General features: G+C 44.0%; 16 protein-coding genes and 2 pseudogenes. 14 read left to right on the forward strand and 4 right to left on the reverse strand.

All coding sequences use genetic code 11. The annotated features are described in order from the left end of the window. Positions 1-487: 487 nt before the first annotated feature. The 7 genes from AC1DLI_RS30610 to sigK (AC1DLI_RS30640) all read left to right on the forward strand — a co-directional run bounded on the left by AC1DLI_RS30610 (position 488) and on the right by sigK (AC1DLI_RS30640) (position 9,984). A complete protein-coding gene (locus AC1DLI_RS30610; protein ID WP_477608900.1) occupies positions 488-2,134 on the forward strand; it encodes an extracellular solute-binding protein in 1,647 nt (548 codons plus the stop codon). Between the two features lie 78 nt (positions 2,135-2,212). Next, entirely contained in the window at positions 2,213-3,103 is an 891-nt protein-coding gene (locus AC1DLI_RS30615; protein ID WP_169088512.1) for an ABC transporter permease, read from the forward strand. Between the two features lie 11 nt (positions 3,104-3,114). Further along, a complete protein-coding gene (locus AC1DLI_RS30620; protein WP_110771168.1) occupies positions 3,115-4,005 on the forward strand; it encodes a carbohydrate ABC transporter permease in 891 nt (296 codons plus the stop codon). 80 nt (positions 4,006-4,085) lie between these two features. Further along, a complete protein-coding gene (locus AC1DLI_RS30625) occupies positions 4,086-6,281 on the forward strand; it encodes an alpha-galactosidase (protein ID WP_477608903.1) in 2,196 nt (731 codons plus the stop codon). A gap of 20 nt (positions 6,282-6,301) precedes the next feature. Next, positions 6,302-8,431: a Sip1-related alpha-galactosidase gene (locus AC1DLI_RS30630; RefSeq protein ID WP_477608905.1), complete on the forward strand. Its 2,130-nt coding sequence runs from the start codon at positions 6,302-6,304 to the stop codon at positions 8,429-8,431. 6 nt (positions 8,432-8,437) lie between these two features. Further along, positions 8,438-9,133 carry a hypothetical protein gene (locus AC1DLI_RS30635; RefSeq protein WP_477608907.1) on the forward strand — a complete coding sequence of 232 codons (696 nt, stop codon included), beginning with the start codon at positions 8,438-8,440 and terminating at the stop codon, positions 9,131-9,133. Between the two features lie 320 nt (positions 9,134-9,453). Further along, entirely contained in the window at positions 9,454-9,984 is a 531-nt protein-coding gene (gene sigK / locus AC1DLI_RS30640) for an RNA polymerase sporulation sigma factor SigK (protein WP_477608979.1), read from the forward strand. Between the two features lie 104 nt (positions 9,985-10,088). Here sigK (AC1DLI_RS30640) and AC1DLI_RS30645 read toward each other — a convergent pair whose 3' ends face one another. Beyond that, positions 10,089-10,841, reverse strand: coding sequence for an esterase family protein (locus AC1DLI_RS30645; protein ID WP_477608909.1), 753 nt, complete (start codon positions 10,839-10,841; stop codon positions 10,089-10,091). Then, entirely contained in the window at positions 10,838-12,025 is a 1,188-nt protein-coding gene (locus AC1DLI_RS30650) for an ATP-grasp domain-containing protein (protein ID WP_477608911.1), read from the reverse strand. The genes AC1DLI_RS30645 and AC1DLI_RS30650 overlap by 4 nt, the downstream gene beginning before the upstream one ends. 223 nt (positions 12,026-12,248) lie before the next feature. On the opposite strand from AC1DLI_RS30650, the gene AC1DLI_RS30655 reads away from it, so the two are divergent. The 4 genes and pseudogenes from AC1DLI_RS30655 to AC1DLI_RS30670 form a co-directional block, all read left to right on the forward strand. Continuing rightward, positions 12,249-14,225, forward strand: coding sequence for an alpha-amylase family glycosyl hydrolase (locus AC1DLI_RS30655; RefSeq protein ID WP_477608913.1), 1,977 nt, complete (start codon positions 12,249-12,251; stop codon positions 14,223-14,225). Beyond that, positions 14,215-14,763, forward strand: a complete 549-nt coding sequence (gene sigK, locus AC1DLI_RS30660; RefSeq protein ID WP_477608981.1) for an RNA polymerase sporulation sigma factor SigK — start codon at positions 14,215-14,217, stop codon at positions 14,761-14,763. Before AC1DLI_RS30655 ends, sigK (AC1DLI_RS30660) begins: the two co-directional genes overlap by 11 nt. 921 nt (positions 14,764-15,684) lie before the next feature. Further along, entirely contained in the window at positions 15,685-16,128 is a 444-nt protein-coding gene (locus AC1DLI_RS30665; protein ID WP_477608915.1) for a hypothetical protein, read from the forward strand. Between the two features lie 551 nt (positions 16,129-16,679). Beyond that, a pseudogene (locus tag AC1DLI_RS30670) lies at positions 16,680-16,943 on the forward strand (sigma factor); the annotation flags it as partial. A gap of 285 nt (positions 16,944-17,228) precedes the next feature. Here AC1DLI_RS30670 and AC1DLI_RS30675 read toward each other — a convergent pair. Next, positions 17,229-18,029 (reverse strand): hypothetical protein, encoded by an 801-nt coding sequence (locus tag AC1DLI_RS30675; RefSeq protein WP_477608917.1) that lies wholly within the window; start codon positions 18,027-18,029, stop codon positions 17,229-17,231. A gap of 245 nt (positions 18,030-18,274) precedes the next feature. Between AC1DLI_RS30675 and AC1DLI_RS30680 the strand changes: the two are divergent. Then, a pseudogene (locus tag AC1DLI_RS30680) lies at positions 18,275-18,509 on the forward strand (sigma-70 family RNA polymerase sigma factor); the annotation flags it as partial. Between the two features lie 725 nt (positions 18,510-19,234). Here AC1DLI_RS30680 and AC1DLI_RS30685 read toward each other — a convergent pair. Further along, entirely contained in the window at positions 19,235-19,996 is a 762-nt protein-coding gene (locus AC1DLI_RS30685; RefSeq protein WP_477608919.1) for an abortive infection family protein, read from the reverse strand. Positions 19,997-20,349: 353 nt separating this feature from the next. On the opposite strand from AC1DLI_RS30685, the gene AC1DLI_RS30690 reads away from it, so the two are divergent. Both AC1DLI_RS30690 and AC1DLI_RS30695 read left to right on the forward strand, forming a co-directional pair. Next, a complete protein-coding gene (locus AC1DLI_RS30690) occupies positions 20,350-20,556 on the forward strand; it encodes a hypothetical protein (protein ID WP_477608921.1) in 207 nt (68 codons plus the stop codon). Positions 20,557-20,993: 437 nt separating this feature from the next. Further along, on the forward strand, positions 20,994-22,199 hold the full coding sequence (locus AC1DLI_RS30695; RefSeq protein ID WP_477608923.1) for an MBL fold metallo-hydrolase: 1,206 nt from the start codon (positions 20,994-20,996) through the stop codon (positions 22,197-22,199). Positions 22,200-22,213: the final 14 nt, after the last annotated feature.

Here is a 22,213-nt window from a genome sequence, read left to right on the forward strand (position 1 = left end):
CAATTCAATAGCCTTCATCTTTGTTTCCACTGGGTAGCTTACTCTTGTTGCCAACGCAAAAACACCTCCAAGGTTGTATCCACATCTTACGACATGTTCACATTCTCTTGAAGGTGTTTTGATTTGTCTCACTCTAGGGGGTCAGTCCCCCATCAAGGGGCAGCAGCTTTTTTTGTTTCATTTCTTTTTGTGTTTGTTCCACCGGGTTCATTTTTTTTTTTCATAGAAATACACATTTATGATGATTCGTCCACAATATTGATAGATGGCGTAGCCTGAAGATGTCATGATAGTACAAGCTCGTACAGAATAAAGTGTGCAGCGAATGAAAGAAAAAAGGGGTGATTGCGTGGCTGACTCACAAGAACTACTGGCAAAAGGTTCAATAAGGTCTCCAGAAGAGTCAGTAAATTGACGAGACGGATTTTATGAAGGGCCTGTTATTTATTTCTCTAAATTCCAATATTGATACAAATGGGGGGTACAAATGAAACGAAAAGGATTATCCATCATCTTGGCAATTGCGCTAATGTTACTTGCTGCGTGCAGCAACGGTGAAGACAAGAAAGAGCAAGCGACGGAATCGGGAGCCGAATCTTCACAGGCGACGAAAGAGAACGGGGAAGTAGATTATACTTTCGGGAAATACAAGGAGCCGGTCACGATTCACACCATTCGTGAAACGAATACGTCCGCTCAATTTCCGGAAGGCGACGACATGGGGGACAACATCTGGACGCGAGCGTATAAGGAGCGCTTCAACATCAACGTCGTGACGGATTGGGTATCCGACGATTACGAAACGAAGCTGAACCTCGCGATCTCGTCCGGCGAGCTTCCCGACATTTATCGTGTAAACGCATCGCAGCTGCAGAAGTTGATGGAAGCGGACATGGTCATGGATCTGACCGAGGTGTTCGACAAGTACGCATCCGATCGGGTGAAAAAATACATGGAATTCGATCGACCCAGCTTTGAGTCCGGCATGAAGGATGGCAAATTATACGGTATCCCGCAATTACACTACGGCGTCATTGACCAGCCCGATTTTGTCTGGATCCGCAACGATTGGAAGGAAGAGCTTGGGCTCCAGGATCCGCAGACGATAGACGACATTAAGAACATTGCGCTCAAGTTCATGGAAAAACACGGCGGTTACGGCATTGCGCTTGATCAGACGCTCGATACACTAAACACGCTCGCAGTCGCATGGGGAGCTCATCCGGACATATGGGTTCCAGGCGAAGACGGCAAGATCGTCCACGGTTCGACCCAGCCCGAGATGAAGGATGCGCTTGCAACATTTGCGGAATGGTATAAGCTCGGCATTATCGATCCGGAATTTTCGATTAAAGATATAGCAGCGATGAACGCTAATGTCGTAGCCGGCAAAGTCGGCGTACAACCTCACTACCAGTGGTGGGGCTATAGTCCGGGCGTGGATGTTGTCACGAACTTGGGTAAGAATGCGATATTTTATCCTTACAACATACCGTCCGCCAATGGCGAAGAAGTGATTCATTCAGTTTCCTTCTTAAACGGGAACTACGTTGTCGTAAACAAGAAAGCTAAGAATCCGGAAGCGGTGATCAAGCTGATTAACTTCTACGCCTATATGATGGACGAAGGATTCAGCAAGGAATCGCAAGAGACTTTGGCCGCTTTCGTAAACGATGGCTTGGAGCACGCTCCTCAACCGTTTAAGGTCACGAACCCGAACACGGACTACGAGCAGTTCGTGAAGGTCAGCGAGGCGATGAAGACGAAAGACACGAGCAATTTCACAGCGACCGGTCAGTGGCAGAAGTACAACAACAGTGTCGAGTTTGAGACGAAAGGCACACCGGCCACGGTTGGCGACTACCTGCAGCAAGGCGCGCCGAGGAGCGCATATGGCCTCGCCAAGCCCTTTATCGACAACAATCAGTATATCAAGAACTCGCTTTGGGGAGCACAGCCCAAGGAACTTGCCAAATACGGCTCCACGCTGGATGATATTCTGACCGAAGGCTTTACGAAGATCATCATGGGTAAGGAGAGCATCGATTATTTCGATAAGCTCATCAAGGACTGGCGGGAAGCCGGCGGAGACGAAGTGACCGAAGCTGTAAACAAAATGTACGGCAACAAATAACTAACGATCGAGAACCATGCGAAGAGGCGAGGTTACGCTCGCCTCCTTTATATTATTCTAGGAACGGAGGATCGGGACATGTTAAGAAAGTTAAGACAACAGAGGGCTTTCCACCTCATGCTGGTTCCGAGTATCATTCTCGTTTTTATCTTCAGCTATCTCCCCTTCTACGGATTGGTCATCGCGTTTCAAGACTATAATCCGGGACTCGGCTTCCATTCGCCATGGGTCGGAATGGAAAACTTCGAACACGTTTTCAAGCAGGAGAAATTCTTGCGAACGATCTGGAATACGCTGTACATGTCGATTTTCAAATTGCTCGGCGGCATCTTCGTGCCAGTCATCTTCGCTTTATTACTGAACGAAGTAATGCGGGCGGCCTTCAAACGTACGTTCCAAACGCTTGTCTATATCCCAAACTTCCTGTCCTGGGTTATCATGGCCGGCATTATGATCGATATTCTAGCTTCGGATGGGATCGTCAACACGTTTCTCGGTCTTCTCGGTGTGAAGCCAATTTCATTCCTGGGCAGCCCCTCGATCTTCCCGTGGACGATGATCGTCACCGATATCTGGAAAGGGTTCGGCTTCGGCACTGTCGTTTATTTGGCCGCTTTGACTGGCATCGACCCAGGGCTGTATGAGGCAGCGCTGATCGACGGGGCGAATCGTTGGAAGCAGACGATCTATATTACGCTGCCTCTGCTTGCACCGACAATTATCCTGATGGCGGTCCTGTCCCTCGGTAACGTCATGAACGCGGGTTTTGACCAAATCTACAACCTCTATTCCCCCGCTGTTTACGAATCTGGCGACATCATCGATACGTATGTGTATCGGCTCGGCATTGTGCAAGCGCAATATTCGATAGGCACGGCGATCGGCCTGTTCAAATCGGTCATCACTTGTATCCTGGTCGTCTTATCCCTCGTGCTTGCGAAAAAAGCCGCAGGATACAAGATTTATTAAGGAGGGAAATTATGGTTCAAGATAAAAGCCTAGGGCGTAAGCTATTTCTTATCGCCAATTATTCGATTCTGTTCTTGACTTCGCTGTTTTGCATCCTGCCTTTCGTTAATCTGCTTGCTGTTTCCTTTAGCGGGAGCGCAGCGGTAGCGGCGGGAGATGTCGTATTCTGGCCAGTCGATTTTACGACGAAGGCTTATGAGTTTGCGTTGGAAGGAGGCCAATTTTTACAATCGTTTTGGGTTTCGACCCAGCGAGTCGTGCTGGGGACTATAGTCAACCTCATCTTGATGGTGCTCACCGCATATCCGCTTTCCAAGACGAAGGAGAAAGTGATGGGACGCGGCATCTATATGGGTTTTTTTGTATTGACGATGCTATTTAACGGAGGGTTGATCCCGAGCTACCTTATCGTCGTCAAAGCCGGACTCATCGACTCCATCTGGTCGCTCATTCTGCCGGGCGCGTTGCCCGTCTACAGCATGATCATTCTCATGAACTTCATTCGGAGCCTGCCGGAAGAGATTGAGGAATCAGCGACGATCGACGGAGCCGGGCCGATGCAAATCTTGATCCGCATCCTCTTGCCGCTTCTTAAGCCGGCGCTTGCGACCGTAGGACTGTTCACCATCGTTGGGCATTGGAACTCATGGTTTGATGGCATCATCTACATGAACAATCCCGATAATTATCCGTTGCAAAGCTATTTGCAGACACTGTTGCTCAGCTTCGACCAAATTATGTTGAGAGCCGGCACCGACTATTCGGAGCTGCTCGCGCAAATGAACGTGAGAACCGGCCGCGCAGCGCAGTTGTTCCTTGGAACGGTCCCGATCCTAGTCGTATATCCGTTCTTGCAGAAATATTTCACGAAAGGTCTTGTTCTCGGCAGTGTGAAAGGTTGATTATGGCTCACAACTCGGATATGGATCAGTGAGAGGAGAATTACCGCAGGGTAGCTCTCTGAATTTGGGGAGGAAGATACATGAATATACATTTCGATGAAAAGAGGAAGATTTTTCACCTCAGTAATAAAGGAACCAGTTATGTGATGAAGGTATTGGATGGAGGTTATCTTGTCCATTTGTACTGGGGAAGGAGCATTGTCTCCTATAACGAAAGCAACCCCTTGATATTTTTGGATAGAGCCTTCTCACCTAACCCTAACCCTATGAACCGCAGCTTTTCTTTGGATACGATACCTCATGAATATCCGGTGTACGGAAACGGGGACTACCGGCAGCCTGCATTCCAGTTACAACTGGAAGACGGATCTACGATATCTGACTTACGATATCATTCTCACAGGATTTATCATGGGAAATCAGTACTAAAAGGCCTTCCTGCGACTTATGCAGAGAACGATAAGGAGGCTATTTCCCTTGAGATTGTATTGGAGGATGCGCATCTTGGCTTGTCGGTCGCGTTAACCTATTGCATCTTCCGTGACCATGATGCCATCAGCCGCTCCGTTGCCATCACCAATCATGGGCAGTGCAATATCAAACTGTTGCGTGTTTCAAGCGCAAGTGTGGACTTTCGGGATGATGAATTTGAGTGGTTGACCCTTTATGGATCGCATACGAATGAACGGAATATAGAAAGGCGTCCGCTTACCCACGGTGTTCAAGCCATCAGCAGTGCCCGGGGTGCCAGCAGCCCGCAGCAGAATCCTTTCATGGCCTTATTGCGAAAAGGAGCCGACGAGAGTAAGGGAGAGGTATACGCGTTTAATTTGGTGTACAGCGGCAACTTCCTTGCCCAGGTAGAGGTGGAGCAGTATCATACCTGCCGGGCATCGATCGGGATTAATCCGTTCGATTTCACCTGGCTGTTAGGTCCGGGGGAAACCTTTCAAACGCCTGAGGCAGTCATGGTCTTTTCTTCGGATGGGCTGGGGGGGATGTCCCGCACGTACCACGAATTGTACAGATCCCGTTTATGCAGGGGCAAACATAGGGATCGAGTCAGGCCGATCTTGATAAACAACTGGGAAGCAACCTATTTCAATTTTGATGCGCAGAAATTGGAGAGCCTGGCAGATGAAGCGCAGCGTCTTGGAATCGAGCTGTTTGTGTTAGATGACGGATGGTTTGGGCACCGCGACGATGATACCAGCTCATTAGGAGATTGGCAGGTGGACAAGCGTAAGCTGCCGGACGGCCTTGCAGATTTGGCTGAAAGAATTCGTGCCAGAGGGATGGAGTTTGGATTATGGTTCGAACCTGAGATGATTTCGGAGGATAGCCATCTGTACAGGGAACACCCTGATTGGTGTATCCAAGTGGAAGGACGGCCGAAGACATTGGGAAGGAACCAATTTGTTCTTGACCTGTCTCGGCCGGAGGTTTGCGATTATATTGTCCGTGTGATAACCGAGGTGTTGAATAGCGCACCCATCAGTTATGTCAAATGGGATATGAACCGTCATTTGACAGAAGTTGGATCCCTTGCCTGGCCTCCTGAACGTCAAAGAGAAATCGCCCACCGATATATTCTTGGTTTATATCACGTCTTGGAGCAAATTACGTTTTCGTTTCCTGATATTTTATTCGAAAGCTGCTCTGGAGGCGGCGGCAGATTCGATCCGGGAATGCTGTTTTATATGCCCCAAACTTGGGCCAGCGACAATTCGGATGCGGTCAGCCGCCTAAATATCCAATACGGGACAAGTCTCGTATATCCAATCAGTACCATTGGGGCGCACGTGTCCGTTATACCGAATCATCAGGTACATCGGGTTACTTCTTTGGATATCCGTTCTCACGTTGCCATGTCAGGGAATTTGGGATTTGAGCTCGACCTTACGAAGTTGAGCGAAGAAGAAAAGAATTTTATCCGCAAGATGATCYCTCAATATAAGGAAATCAGGTCTGTTATTCAATTCGGAGATTTCTACCGTTTGCTTGATCCCTTCCAAGGTAACGAAGCAGCGTGGATGTTTGTTTCCGAAAACAAGAATGAAGCGGTTGTAGGTTACTTTAAGGTGCTTGCGCAACCGGGAGAACGGATAAGATTCCTGCGTTTAAACGGCTTGCATCCTGATGCGAAGTACAAACATGCAGAGACCGGCCGCATTTACGGCGGTGACGAATTAATGCATGCAGGGTTAACCATTCCGGTCATGCATGGCGACTTTACGAGTGTGTTCTACAGATTTCAACAGGTTGAATTAACTTAGATTCCGGGAGGGTAAAACATTTGCTAAATTTCTTACAAACAGGAGATAGGCTTGATTTGGTTGACGGCGGGGAGACGGTTATAAAAGGAATCTCAGCTGTTGTGAACTTGGACGATGGTTCCAGCCACACTTTACATTTGTCACAGGTGATCGCAGGAGAAGAAAGCGGGTTGCCGGTAACAGATTGCGAATTTCGGAATGAGGCTGAAGGACTTTTAGTTAAGCTTCATTTGAGCATAGAGGAAGGCTGTGCAGCGATATCTCTTTCCGCATCGATTGATAATCCGCTGTTTGATCATTTGCGTTTTTTTGACAGTAACAAAGGGATTGTGCTAACGATGGAAAGCTTCCCTGGAATGACGGGCCTGTTGGGGCATTACCGGTTTAACGATTGGTGGACAAGACCGTATACCGGGACACTCGATGGGTTGCCCAGCCGAACGCAGCAGCTGCTGATAGAACGTGAAACAGGCTCCTTCTTTCAAATCATACCGCTTTGCGAAGAAAACGGTAAGGCAGATTTGCAGGGAACAACCGCAGGGAATTTGCAATTGGTTGTGTTTAACAACACAGGCGGGTTCAGCCGCATGAATACCTCTGTTGCGATGTTGGGGATCCATGAGAATCCGTTCGAATTGGCGGAACATACGTTAACCTCGGCGAGACGCAAACTTGGTGTTGCAAATAAGGATGAACGGCAATATCCGGATATTTTTGAGTACATCGGATGGTGTACTTGGGATGCCTTTTACCAACAGGTGTCCGAAGAGGGGATCGTACAAAAGTGCAATGAATTTAAGAACATGAATCTTCCGGTACGCTGGGTGATCATTGACGACGGATGGCAGGACATTAAGGATGGGAAGCTTGTATCTTTTAAGGYTGATGCAGGCAAATTTCCGGGCGGACTTGCAAGTGTTGTAGACAAGTTGAAGGAGCTGGATATCAATTCAGTAGGAGTATGGCATACATTCGTAGGCTATTGGGGCGGTATTCATCCTGAAAGTGAATTGGCTGCGAATATGAAAGAACATCTGATGCCCACCAACGGGGGTGCTCTTATTCCTGCATGTGATGACCACGGATTTGGCTTTTGGAAAGAGTTTCATCAGCAGTTACGCCTTCAGGGAATTCGACTCATTAAGGTAGATGGACAAAGTGCGATAGCCAATTTAACAAAACATCATCTTCCTGCAGGAAAGGCCGCTAAAGGGGGACATGTGGCACTGGAGGCTTCTGCCGCCATGCATTTCCATTATCAAATGATCAACTGCATGGGAATGGCCTCGGAAAACTTATGGAGCAGGCCCATGTCCGCCATTAGCCGTAACAGTGATGATTTTGTTCCCCAGAACCCGGATTGCTTCGCAGAACACGCCATGCAAAATGTATACAACTCGTTCTATCATGGCCATCTCTACTGGGGAGATTGGGATATGTTCTGGACGGTTCATGCCGATGCGGAACGTCATGCCCTTCTTCGAGCGGTAAGCGGTGGACCGGTATATTTTAGCGATCCTCTTCAAGCAACCGACCCCAATTTGATCCGACCGCTGATTGAACGTGACGGGAAGCTGTTGCGCTGCGATTTGCCCGGGATGCCGACATTGGATTGCTTGACTGTAGATCCGGTCCATGAAAATGCTGCATTAAAGATATGGAGCCGTGCTGGGGATGCTGGAATTGTTGCTGCATTTCATATCAACAAGGATGGACAGCCGATCCAAAGCCGGATTCGTCCTGCAGATATTCCGGGGCTGCATGGAAGCCGGTTTGCAGTCTACGAATATTTCTCGGAAGCATGTTCGGTGATTGGGCGTGATGAAGAATATCCGATCGTCCTGAATGAGAAGGAAGCAAAACTGTTCATTCTGGTCAGCTGCGACTCGGGGATTGCCCCGATTGGATTGACAAACAAGATGATTTCCCCCAAAACGATCAAGCATATCATTCGAAACGAATCCAGGACCACACTTTTTCTGGACGAAGGGGGAGCATTTACTTTCTTTGCGGATAAAAGACCTGATTTCGTTGAAGTAAACGGAGTAACGAGAGAGCTGAGATCTCATTCCGATAATTCGCAGCTTTATACCGTCGATTGCCAAGACCTTCATGGACCGGTTTGTGTTCAAATTGTGATGCAGGAGTAATCATAGATGACAACTCATGGACTGATGATCGAACTGCTGCCTGACGAATATTGGTGGGGAGGCCGCGCTGCTGATGGTCGAAGCATGCCCTTTGGCACTTCATCCTTTAGCGTGGACTTGGCTTCAAACCTCAATGGCAATCAGGCCTGCCCGTTACTTATTTCGAGCAAAGGCAGATATATTTGGAGTGAAGAACCCTTTTTCTATCAATTCGAACAAAATAGTTTAAAGGTGAGCGGTGCAGGAGAGCTCATTTCAGGAGAAGGCCATGAAACCTTACGGGGAGCGTACAGCTATGTATCTCGAACCTTCTTTCCCCCTAGTTCTTCGATTCCGGAGGAACTGCTGTTCACGGCTCCTCAATATAATCTTTGGATTGAACTGCTTTATGAACCTACACAAGAGAAGGTATTGCAATATGCGAAAGATGTGCTTGCAAACACTATTATTATGCTTTCGGATAGAAATACTAAAGTAACAAAATATGATAGAGAACTAAAATATAGTGATGGCAATGTTAAAGCTTATGTTTCTAATGAGTGGACTCTTGAATTTGACGTAGCTTGTAGTTGTTTGAAAAAAGAGTTACTAGCAGCTATTCTAATGGCGAAAGATTATATCAATCAAGATAAAGCCTTAACAGAAGATAGAAGAACAAAAGAGATCAAGGATTCAAGTGAGGTCGCTGGAACTTATTCTTGATAAAGCTCGGGAATATAAAGAAGGTATTAGTACATCAACAAGAAGAAGAAATATTATTGTAAATGGTCTTAAAAGTCTACTGAGAGAAGCACATCCCGATTCTCAGTTTAGTGCTATTGTCGCGACTGTAATTTTAAAGGATACTAATTATGAGGAATTGAAAGATATAATTTGTCTTAATCCGGACACAACTTTGGTCACATCTTTTCTTGGAATAGCGGCACACTCATACGGAGAAACACAAAACTCAAAAGAGTCCTGTTCAACAATTCAGAACCCCATCGCTCCACTGGCAGCGATGAGGTCGTAGTAGTGAATTAATTACATCGGGTCGTGTACACAACGTCAAAAAATTCGACAATACAGGTGAGGATCTCGAGGATTTGATCTCGATTGGGACGATTGGATTGATTAAGGCCATCGAGAGCTTCCAGACTGGGAAAGGCACGAAGCTCGCGACTTTCGCGGCTCGCTGTATTGAGAATGAAATACTTATGCATCTGCGGTCTTTGAAGAAGACGCGGAAGGACATTTCGCTGCATGACCCGATTGGTACGGACAAGGAAGGCAACGAGATTACGTTGATTGATATCCTAGGCACGGAAGCCGACGATATTGTTGATAAGGTGCAGCTCAAGATTGAGAAGAGCAAAATATATAAAAATTTGGATATACTTGATGACCGTGAGAAGGACGTTGTTATTGGACGCTTTGGGCTGGAGCATGGCGGGGATGAGCGGACGCAGCGGGAAATTGCGAAGGAGCTTGGCATCAGCCGCAGCTATGTATCGCGGATCGAGAAGCGGGCGCTGATGAAGCTTTATCATGAGTTTTATAAGGCGAAGAAGTAGGAAAAGCTTGAGAATGCTAATGTCAGAGCATTCTCAAGCTTTTTTGGTGTCGACAATCATCGTCTGAACAAGGTATGAGGCAGTAATGAAAGGACTGGCGTTTTTTAACTTAAGCAGCGATCCATGTAGTAAAGGATTTGCTTCCTCCACCAGTACCAGTCGTGATTGACATCGTACCCCCAAAATTCAACGCTTGCCGGGATGTGTTTCTCCTGCAGCACTTCCTTGAGCTTCTGCGTCTCCGATCGCATTAAATCTTCATGAGCGCCTTGGCCTGTGCAAATGATGATTTTGCTGTTCCTGTATTGATTCAGATAAAAAGCGTCCTCCAAGTTTCTTAAATAGTGAAGCGGTGAATGGAAATAAGCTGAAGGAGGGACCTCTTCTCCAAAAAATCGATTGGTCGAATACAAACCGCTTAAAGCAATTAAACTGTCAAAATATTGCGGGTGCCGGAAAAACATATTGGTACTGTGATAAGCCCCGAGCGAACATCCCGTCGCCAAGATCTTCTGCGTGCCTCCACCGTTGTTCTCTTTGCTTTGACGGAGAATGGAAGAAATGAGTTCATCTTTCACATAGGCATCATATTGGTCATGGAGTGTCATCTTCTCATCGGTCGTCGAGTTCTTGGCATAAAAAGTCTCTTCGTCAATACTGTCGCATGTCCAAACTTGAATTTTTCCTTGTTCAATAAAACTTTCCAACGTGCTGATCATGCCGGATTCCTCATACTGATAAAACCGTCCGCAGGAGGTCGGAAAAACAAGTAAGGGCTTCCCTTGATGTCCGTATATTTTGTATTCCATGTCCCGATGCAAGTTGCCGCTATATACTTTGTGATAGGTTACTTTCATGAGAACACCTTGATTCTATTTTCCACTGCATGAATATAAGCTGTAATTTGTTTCACTTTATCAAAGTCCGTTGAACGAAATTGATACGCATAATTTCCTCTAGATTGGCTTTGCACATCCGTAATGCTGTCGTGTTTGACAATTTCATGATGATATCGCAGCATGATCTCTTCGTGCTCATGAGCGTAGGTGAGGTGGTTTTTTTTACTGGCAAACCCGGTATAATACTTACCGGCAAAAGGTCCTTCCACCCGATTGTTAACAATCATATTCGCCCATAGCTTGTAAATATCGATATCGTAAGTGAAGTTGATCGCATCCGTCATCCACGTACCCGGCGGCCTCATATTGACTTCTAACGCAATAATATTTCCATCCGCATTGGATTTAAAAAACTCGAGATGAAAAAAGCTTTCTTTGATCCCATAGGTTCGAATGATCCTTCTTCCGGATTCCTCGATTTCCTTACTTACTTCCTTTAAACCATAATAGCTGAAATGATTTCCAGAATTTACGGTATCCATGATGCTATGCGGAAATTCGTGGCTTGCTGCGAATACGATTTCTCCATCTTTGTTGACAAGACCGTCGTAGGTTAGCAAGACGCCGTCTATAAACTCTTGCATAATAAATTCGACTTCCGATGGTTTGGTATGCAAGAAATGCTCCAGCTCCGACTCGCTCGCGAGTTTGTAAGTCATGTTCGCTCCCACGCCTTGATTTGGCTTTACGACGACGGGATAGCCGATCTTCTCGATAAATTTTTTTGCCTTCACCCGATGGAATTTCGTTATGGAACGTATGGACTCGACCTCGCTTTTATTGAAAAACTTTTCCATTTTCGATTTTTGTTTTAAATTGGATATAAAATCGAGCTTCGTACCGAAAATGTTGAAATCCGTTCGAATGCGCGCGTCAAGATCCAGCCAATGCTCGTTAAGTGATTCAAAACGATCGATTTTACCATATTTATGGATATAATAACCGACCGCGCGCAGAACCTCGTCGTAATTTTCCAGACGATTAATTTTGATGTACTCCGTAAGGGAATTTTTCAGTTTTTCGTTGAGATCGTTATAATCTGCATCGCCGATGCCAAGCACATTCACTCCGCAGTTTTTCAAGTGAAAGCAGAATTCGGTGCAGTACTTTGGGAAATTCGGCGAGAAAAAAATAAAGTTCATCCTTTTTGTCCCCCTCAGACTCCAGTTTTGCAATTTTATCCTAAAGATTCCATGATTTCAAGAAAATATATTGTAAAGATCATATGATGAGCTCCCGTTTTTATTGAATTAATGTTAAGGGCAGGAGTGTTTAACTACTGGGCGAATAATTCTTTATAGAGAAAGAGAGAACGCACCAAGAGATGCTGCAAATGTACCATAGATACAATAGTGAGGTGTGACTATGGAAGTTGCGACGATAAACGAATCATTAAAAATTTTGGAGATTGACCAGTGGCTGGCACCGTTTGAGGGAGACTTGCGGCTACGGATGTCGGAATTTGAGCGGACGAAAAATCGGCTGTTGAGTGGTGAAAATCAGACACTTTCGGATTTTGCGAATGGCTACAAATATTTCGGTTTTCATCAGGACGGCGACAGCTGGACTTTCCGTGAATGGGCGCCGAATGCGGAGATGATGTATCTGGTCGGCGATTTCAACGGCTGGAATGGGCTTTCGCACGAGATGACGCGGCTGAATGGCGGTGTTTGGGAGCTGCGCATGCCGGGCAGCCTCCCAATCGGCTCGAAGGTTAAGGTTCAACTGATCGTGGATGGTGAGCCGCTCTATCGCGTGCCGAGTTACATCAGCTACGCCATACAAAATGATAATTATCAATTTGATGGTGTGATTATGCAGCCAACCTATCAGTTCAAAAATGCCGCGCCCGACCTGTCAACTGAAGCGCCGCTGATTTATGAGGCGCACATTGGTATCTCTTCAGAGGAGCATAAGATCAATAGCTACGAGGAATTTACGCGCGACGTGCTGCCGCGGATCAAGGCGGCTGGCTACAACACCATCCAGCTGATGGCGATTATGGAGCATCCGCTCTACGCGAGCTTCGGCTATCAGGTATCAAATTTTTATGCAATCAGCTCCCGTTTTGGAACGCCTGACGAACTGATGGAATTGATCGACACAGCGCACGGGCTGGGGCTGCGTGTCCTATTAGACGTCGTCCATTCGCACGCGGTGAAAAATGTGGGCGAAGGACTGAATTTATTTGACGGCACGACGTCGCAATATTTCCACGAGGGCGATCGCGGAGAGCACGAGGCTTGGAACACAAAGCTTTTTAACTATGGCAAGGACGAGGTCATTCATTTTCTGCTATCGAATCTGAAATTTTGGCTCGAAGTTTATCATTTTGACGGCTTCCGCTTTGACGGCGTGACGAGTATGCTTTACCACCATCATGGGCTCGGGACGAGCTTTGACAGCTATGAGAAATATTTCTCAATGGATAAGGACATCGAGGCAATCGTCTATCTGATGCTCGCAAATGAGCTGATCCGCGAGGTCAATCCATCAGCGCTGACGATTGCTGAAGATATGTCTGCGATGCCAGGTATGGCGCTCCCGCTGGCTGATGGTGGCATTGGATTTGACTATCGTCTGTCTATGGGCATTCCTGACTACTGGATCAAGCAGCTCAAGACGAAATCGGATGATCAGCTGAACCTGATGGGGCTTTGGTGGGAGCTGACGACGCGGCGGCCAGGAGAGAAAAATATCGGCTATGCGGAAAGTCACGATCAGGCGCTTGTCGGCGACAAGACGCTCATGATGTGGCTCGCGGATGGTGAGCTCTACTATTCGATGGATGTTCATTCGCAGTCGCTGATTATTGACCGTGCGATCGCGCTGCATAAAGTTTTGCGGCTTGTCACTTTTTCGCTTGCAGGCGAGGGCTATTTGAACTTTATGGGCAATGAATTTGGCCATCCTGAATGGCTCGATTTTCCGCGCGAGGGTAATGGCGACTCGTTTGACCATGCGCGGCGGCAATGGTCGCTTGCGACCAATCCAGAGCTTCGCTTTCAGTATTTGCTCGATTTTGATAATGCGATGATTGCGCTTGAGCACGATTCAAAATTTTTACAGAAGACCGCAAGCCTGCAACAGAAGTGGATTCAAAACGACGATAAATTGCTAGCCTACCAGAAGGGTGATTTGCTCTTTGCTTTCAATTTCCATCCGACGGACACGAAATTTGTCAGTTTTGACTCAACGCCTGTTGAACTGATTTTTGATACGGACGACGCACGTTTTGGCGGTTTTGGACCGCGCTCGCAGTTCAAATGGGCGGCTGGTAAGCTCGAATTACAGCTCGCTAGCCGTACGGCGATGGTGTTTAGGGTGATGTATCAGTTGTAAAACTCAAATTACATCGGTTCGTGTTCACAACGTCAAAAAATTTGATAATACAGGGGAAGATCTCGAGGATCTGATCTCGATTGGGACGATTGGATTGATTAAAGCGATCGAGAGCTTCCAAACCGGCAAAGGGACGAAGCTCGCGACTTTTGCCGCTCGTTGTATCGAGAATGAAATACTTATGCATCTGAGATCGCTTAAGAAAACCCGGAAGGACGTTTCTTTGCATGATCCGATTGGCACGGACAAGGAAGGGAATGAGATCACGTTGATTGATATCCTCGGTACTGAGGCTGATGATATCGTGGATAAGGTGCAGCTTAAGATTGAGAAATCTAAGATATATAAAAACTTGGATATACTCGATGACCGTGAGAAGGAAGTTGTGATTGGCCGCTTTGGGCTGGAGCATGGCGGGGATGAGCGGACGCAGCGGGAGATTGCGAAGGAGCTGGGCATCTCGCGGAGTTATGTGAGCCGGATTGAGAAGCGGGCGTTGATGAAACTGTATCATGAGTTTTATAAGGCGAAGCGGTAAGAAATGACCTGAGCTCTTATATTACATCTGATCTTATCGTATATGGCGATAAAGTTAGGGATTGATCTCAGGATGTTATATCAATAAAAGAAACCAAATGGCTGAAATTCCGTTTKGTCTTTTTTTTGTATACACACTCCACACATGTGGAGTGCTGTGTGTCGCTAACAAGATCTATTGAATAGAAGCCGCATTTACCTGATAAAGTCCGAACGAGTCACCGTTCGGGCTTTATTGTATTTGGGAAATCAATCTGATTGAGTGAAACGATTCGGATATCTCTGCAGCACATTCCGAACTGGCGCAAGGTGTCCGACAAGGCTCCCATCAGGAAGAAAACGATGCTCTAAATGATCATGGGCAGGGTTGATGTTCCTAGGAACGAGACCAAGGTTCACTTCAAACCGTAGATCAGCCAGTTCATTGGCACGATGGTCGTTGAGTTGGGCAATCAGATGGGTGCGGATAAGGCGGTTGAGTAAGATCTATATGACTAAATAAAGATGAGACTCCTGTCGCTTGCAGAGAACTTTTCTTTTTTTAAATTGGGGAAATTTTCTGGATATTGCAGTGGCAATAGGCTATGATTAACGTGCATGTTCTCCTTTAAGAATACCCCAACAAAGATTCACATCCCTGTTCCTTTCCCTCTTGGGAAAGGCTTATCTGCCGAAGTTAGGGTGCGAAAGTTGAGTGAAGAAGATAACCCCAAGAGCACCAATGGGCTCACGAATATTTGATTTGGCGCAAATTCTTGAGACAGAGATGCTGCCTTGAACACAGGAGATTGCTGAGTAACTTAATGATAAGACATGGAGCTAATAATGTGGTGCTTTGTATGTTGTGTTGAAAACCATAATATCATCGTGAAAATTACAAATACAGTTATAGAGGAAGAAAAGTTGAAAGGAGAGAAATCTTATGAAAAAAGAAATCCAGAATGAACAGGGATTAGAAGAAGTTACGGAAGATAAGAATGGAATTGTGACTTGGATAAAAGTACATAAAAAGCAGCTTGTTCTCATTGGAATAAGCATCCCTACACTTATTCTTATCGCGTTTGGATTGAAGAATAAAGATGCTATAAAGGAATTACTTGATAATTTGAAAGAAAAGATAGAAAAAGCAAGCCTTTATAGTAGTAAATGGTTTGAGAATGCAACAGATGCAGAACTTGATACAGCACGAGAAAAAGTAAGACTAGACTATTGCTCATCAGGTGATGATTTTAAAGCGGCTTGTAGCCTACAGAACTTACTTGGAAGATTTGATAAAGAGATGAGTATAAGAGCATGGGGTAATGAAACTCCACATGCACCCAGTATTCATCGTGAACACGGATGGTATTTACCTAACGATGACTAAAAAGAGCAGGACCTCCTAAATAATTGAAAGAAGTCCTGCTTTGCTTTATCCTTCAATATCCGCATCAACATCGGATTTGAATTCCTCATTGAAGTGGTCTTCGAAAATGGTGATTTTTTGTATCATTCTTCGGGAGAGGATTTCATCAAATTCAGCAAGCATCGCTGGCTACTGATTGATGAAATCGTGCATCTCCCTGATACGTAAGATTTGAGATTTGCCAACTGACATCAGTTGTTGGTCGAACTTTGGCCATTCATATAACGGCAAGGCATCAATATCGACGTCCCAAACCGTGGACCTGTTTCCACAAACGTAAAATAAAAAATCGGCCATCTGACATTAGATGGCCAAACTCTGGCCATGTAGTATGCGGAAACATGCACATCATTTTATGGGGACGATAATGTCTCCAAGCATTATTAAAGAAACCAATAGATTACACGTCATTAGGAATAACCCCTTATTTAACAAGGATCTTCCTGCTTCAGTATAACTTGATCCTAATCAATCGTTAAGGCAACGATGTTGTTTTTACACCGGGTTGTGTCCACAACGTCAAAAAATTTGACAATACAGGTGAAGATCTCGAAGACCTGATCTCAATCGGCACGATTGGGCTTATCAAGGCAATCGAGAGCTTCCAAACTGGAAAAGGCACGAAGCTTGCGACGTTCGCGGCTCGTTGTATTGAAAATGAAATACTTATGCAATTACGGTCGTTGAAGAAGATACGTAAAGACGTCTCCCTACATGACCCAATTGGTACGGACAAAGAAGGTATTGAGATCACGCTGATCGACATTCTTGGCACATGTGGTATAGCTTTATAATAAAGTTTGATAATTTTAAAGCTACATACCTTTGATTTTACGTAAAGGAGACCAAGTATTTTTAAAATAAAGTTTGATAAAAACTGAACTTAACGACAAAGGGCTGCCTGGTGGCAGCCCTTTTATTATTCAACTATTGTTCCCCGTTAGCGCAATGATCTTAAGTGACCGAAGGTAACAGCCGCGATGCGGTTAGGGAGTGAAGGGTTGTCCGCCTGGTTCCTCTTCCTCGAGAACCATCGGGCGGCCCGCAGCATGAATGCGGTGTTATGCGATGGAATCTGTGGAAGCAACCAACTCACTTCCCAATATCATAGAAACCAATAGAGCAAATTTATTAATCTCATTATCTGGAATCGCAGTCACTAACTCCTTAAAACTATCTTTTGCCATCTCTAGATTTTCTGATATAGGTAATAATCTAATATTACGCATTAAAAGTTCCATATCATCATTAAGTAATTCTGCTTCCTCTCTAGAAATCAAATTATCACTATAACTTCTTTCTATAACCTGAAAGCACTCATTGTTTTGACCATTCTTCAAGTATGCCATTGTTAGCTTTCTTATAACTAAGTATGATTTATCATATTCTAAATATTTATTCAGTATTTGTATTCGATATTTAGGTGGTAATACACTTAATATTGTTGGTGCCCATTTACTTGGTCCATTATTATGAAAACCATATACCTTGAAATATGATACGAACATCTCCACTGAGAAATTCGATACAGCCTCTAATGAAAACTCAATATTATTTTCAGTAATATTGGCTTCCGAACCTTCATGAGCACCCATATTTCCAATTTTCTTTGCATCAATTAGGTCTGATACAACTTTGTTATCGAGAAACTCTTTGGCCATCATTAACTTTTTATGTAACTTATATCCATTCCATTTCTCTTTAATATCTGACGCAACAAATTCATATATCATCGAATCAGCAATTCTCTCAAGACATAATCTAATATCTATAGTTCTATAATACAAATCATTTTGTGAATTCATCGCCTTTTTAAAATAACTTGCTGCAATGGGTACGATTAGTGGTATCTCTTTATTCATTATATTTCCTCCATTATTATCCTTTAGAATACCCCTATTATACTAATAGATTCTTTCACATAACAGTTTTTCATGAACTTCGCAGATACAAAAGATATAATTAGTATAAATGGCTATAAAAATGGCGGGCCTTTTAATTGTAACTTTCCTGCCCGTTTAGTTTAATGAAGCACCGTTATTGTAGTCTACACCGAAATATTATCGATCTCTATTTCAAATTATCAAACTTTGTTTTAAGTCTACATGTGGACCGGGTGCAACTGAAGATTGAGAAGAGTAAGATCTACCGCAATCTCGATATTCTCGACGAGTGGGAACAGGAAGTAATCCGCGGGCCGGTTCGGCCTGGATCATGGCGGGGATGAGCGGACGCAACGAGAGATTGCGAAGGAGCTGGGCATCAGTCGGGGCTATGTGTCAAGGATTGAGAAGCGGGCGTTGATGAAATTGTATCATGAGTTTTATAAGGTGAAGAAGTGAATTAACTAATATTGATTGCTCTTATATTAAATTTAGCAAGGAGAATTTTCTTAACTCGGATAGTTCTCTTTGTATTAAAGCCATCCTCCAAATGGAGGATGGCTTTTTGGATGGAAACTTACATTTGGAGCAGATATAATATTTAACTCGGTTATGAACGAGATGTGTATTGAAACTGATGATTTGACCGCACCTAATAAAATCAGCGATTAGGATCACCTTATTGGCGATTCTTTGTAGCAGATCGAGCTGCTTGAATTTTAGCTAAAGCATCGCTGACCGTCTTGTCACGCTCGGGATTGACGCCTGGCATTCTGTGTAATGACCGTCGGCATATCGACGAGCAACTCCATCAAAATTCATATTCCTATTTAAGATCAACCACCTCTTGGAGAAGAGTAGCATAAAACCTAGGCTTTCTAAGACAGGTTTATCTATGGTTCCAGAGTCAATCCTGTTCATATCATCATCTTAATGTAGAAAATAATAATAGGCTGCCGTGTTTACTCATTGAATTTAGAAGCTCACAAAAGCGCTGATATGTAAAAGAAACGTAATATCGACGATAAAGGAGAACCACAATTTACCGTTACCGAGCATTCGGGAACGCAGGATTTACATACGATGATAATTCAATGTGCTAAAATGCGTTATGAAGAAGAACACGGTAATAATCGGTCTAAGACGTAACGATAAAAACCCCGCTCAATGGAGGGTTTTTATCGTTACTTTTCAGACGTTACACTAAGCTGTTCCTGTTTAGTCTCCCACGTTGAGAAAAGGAAGTCGGCCATAGCGCCAGCAAGGTTAACAGCGAGCTGCGCGTGCCTTTTCGAGGGCTTTACAGCCTTGGCGCTTCGTCCATGTGCATCGCTTAATCTATTTCGAACGGAACCCAAGCCTACGATGATTGAAGTACAACCTCCTAGAATTTGCTTAAATACGTCTTCCGTGTGGTCGTCAGGTGCGAGATTCAACGCTTTCTGAACGCCTTTATAAAGCTGTGGAAGCTCTGCTTTATCGTCGTACGCTGCACCGCTTTCGTCCAGCACGAACTTACAAACGGATTCTAGTAATGTCCTTGCTGATGTAATTGCACCTTCGGGGTCGGACTCTCTACGTTCTAACGCCTTGCTCCAAGCGTCTTGGATGTATGTAGCGCCGTTCTTACCATCCAACGCAGTTAGAATAATATTGTCGGACGGTGATTCTGCCATGCTTTCGAGATATTCGAGTACCGTATTAAACTCGTCACGTAAATAGTTGCGGCGACCTTCGTAGTTTGGTGAAATCTCTTTGATGTGCCCCCAAAACTCGTCTATGGTACGACAAGTAAAGAGGCATCTTGGTAGTACCGGCTTTAATTTCTCGTTCTTAGTGAGCTTATCTCGCAAGATACGGTATTCTCCACCGTTTACAACGCCCCCCGTAGCCTTTGACAGCATTATGTTTTTTAACGTTTCAACCTCTATTTGAATGTCTGACATACTCTTACCTCCAACGTAATACGTAATATTCCAAATCTATTATATCTGCTGGGAAAAGAAGGGGGAAGAATTATCTTGTCGAAATAGTAAGAAACCTTACCGAGGGTCGGAGGAATGTTTCATATGGCACGTTTGCCGTTAGAGAATAATACGGAATTCTTTGCAGCAGCATTAACACGACGTAGGGTATTTATGCTAAGGACATACCTATTCCGATACACGAAGAAACAGGCTACATTGAAAAGATAACGCCTGAAGCGGTTAGGGTGAACGGTATGTATTACATACGCCAGGTTTACGAGTTTCGTGCATAACAGATATTTCATAGAATTTGAGGAAGGTCGAGGGTTCTGATGGCGAAGAAACTAGAAAAGGACGAAATATACGAGCGCTGGGGAAAAGAAATCGAGGCGACAAAGGACTTACCTTTCACTCCCGCCTATAAGTATAAAAATCTCATCGTAATTCTTCAATCTTGCGAAATTATGCTTGCGGATATGGACGAATGTAAGTTTAAGAATACTGACGAAAATCCATATATATATAAGCGCCACCTTTAATTATTTTAATCAAGACAGGAAAGTGTTTCTAAATGCTCGTATCATTATTTCTTTATAGCCATTTCAGACCTTCTTCATTAGCAGTAATTATAGATTCCAAAAATCGTTCTCTATTATTATCGGCGGGAGAAAGAAAAAAGGAAAGAGCAGTGTTGTTGATCATCTCCTAATAAAACCCATTCTAATACATGTCTTTTAAGCTGTTTCTGGCGAATCTCGATGTGGGCATGCCGGATCATAGTCTGGGCCTTATAAAATCTATTGTCTAAGTAATTTGAACTAAAAAAACAAGCAGAGAATTAACGCTGCTTGTTTTTTTAGTTTTCAGTTTTCTTATTAATAGATAGCGTAACAAATTATGTGGTAAAATCAGGACTACAAGTGTGAAATGTGGAAATTTCAAATTAAGCCTGTGTCTAAAGTAGGAGGTAATAAATTTGGGTGAGCTTAAAATTGAAGTTTTTAAAGCAGATAGAGGAGATTGTTTACTAGTCTCATGTACTGGAGGAAAAAAAACGAATATAGTCATAGATTTAGGAGTAACCGAAACCTATACAGAATGTATTGAACCAAAATTAATTGAACTTAAAGCTAAAAGTGAGGATATTGACTTACTCGTTTTAACACATGTTGATGATGACCACATAGGAGGGGCTGAATCATTCCTAAAGCAAAACGGAAGAAGTGACTCTCCCAGTTATGTATCTGTGAAGGACATTTGGTTTAATAGTTACCGACATTTGATGCATCACCCAGTAGATGGAGAAATTAATGAAGATGTAAGGCATCTAATGGTGAGACAAATGCATTCAACTGCTGATGCTGCAGAAACAAAAATTAGTGCCGAAGATGGTACAACTATTGCAGGGTTGATATACAAAAATGCATACCCATGGAATTATGCTTTTGATGGAAATGCAGTGAAAGCCGAAAAAAAACCTGTTTATATTAATGAAGAAGTAAAAATTACAGTTCTAACTCCAATCAATGAACAACTCTCAAGTCTACAAAAAAAATGGTTTAGAGAGATAAAAAAAATATTTCCTGAGGTTATTTTTAACGATGATGAAATATTAGATGATGCAGTTCTCTTTGCTACACGATATCTTGAAGACGATTCCAATTCCGATGCAGATGCCGGTGAGCATGTCTCTAAAGGAAATTTAGAACTTTTAGAAGGGAAGTTTACGGAGGATCCTTCTCCTATTAATTCATCTTCAATAACCTTTATTCTAGAATTTGAAGATAAGAAACTATTATTCCTGGCTGACTCACCGCCCACTGAAGTACTTAATCAGCTGAAAAATGTGTATCCAGAAATGAGCCACAGTAAGCCTGTACATTTTGATGCAATAAAAGTTTCCCACCATGGAAGTAAACGTAATACAAACACTGAATTAATGAAGCATATTAGTGGTGATGTCTTCATTTTCTCTGCATGTGGTACCCCCTACGGGCATCCCCATATCGAATCTATTGCAAGAATTTTATTTAACTCACAAGTAAAGAGTACTAGAAAACTTTATTTTAATTACGAAACTGAGACTTCTAAAGCATTGAATCGTTCTGATTGGATGGAGAAATATAGTTATATATGTTGTGTTGATGATGGACCTATTTTCATCAAACGGTTAAGTGACTAATCAGAGGCAGGGAG

Source organism: Paenibacillus sp. 01T443, assembly GCF_056398325.1.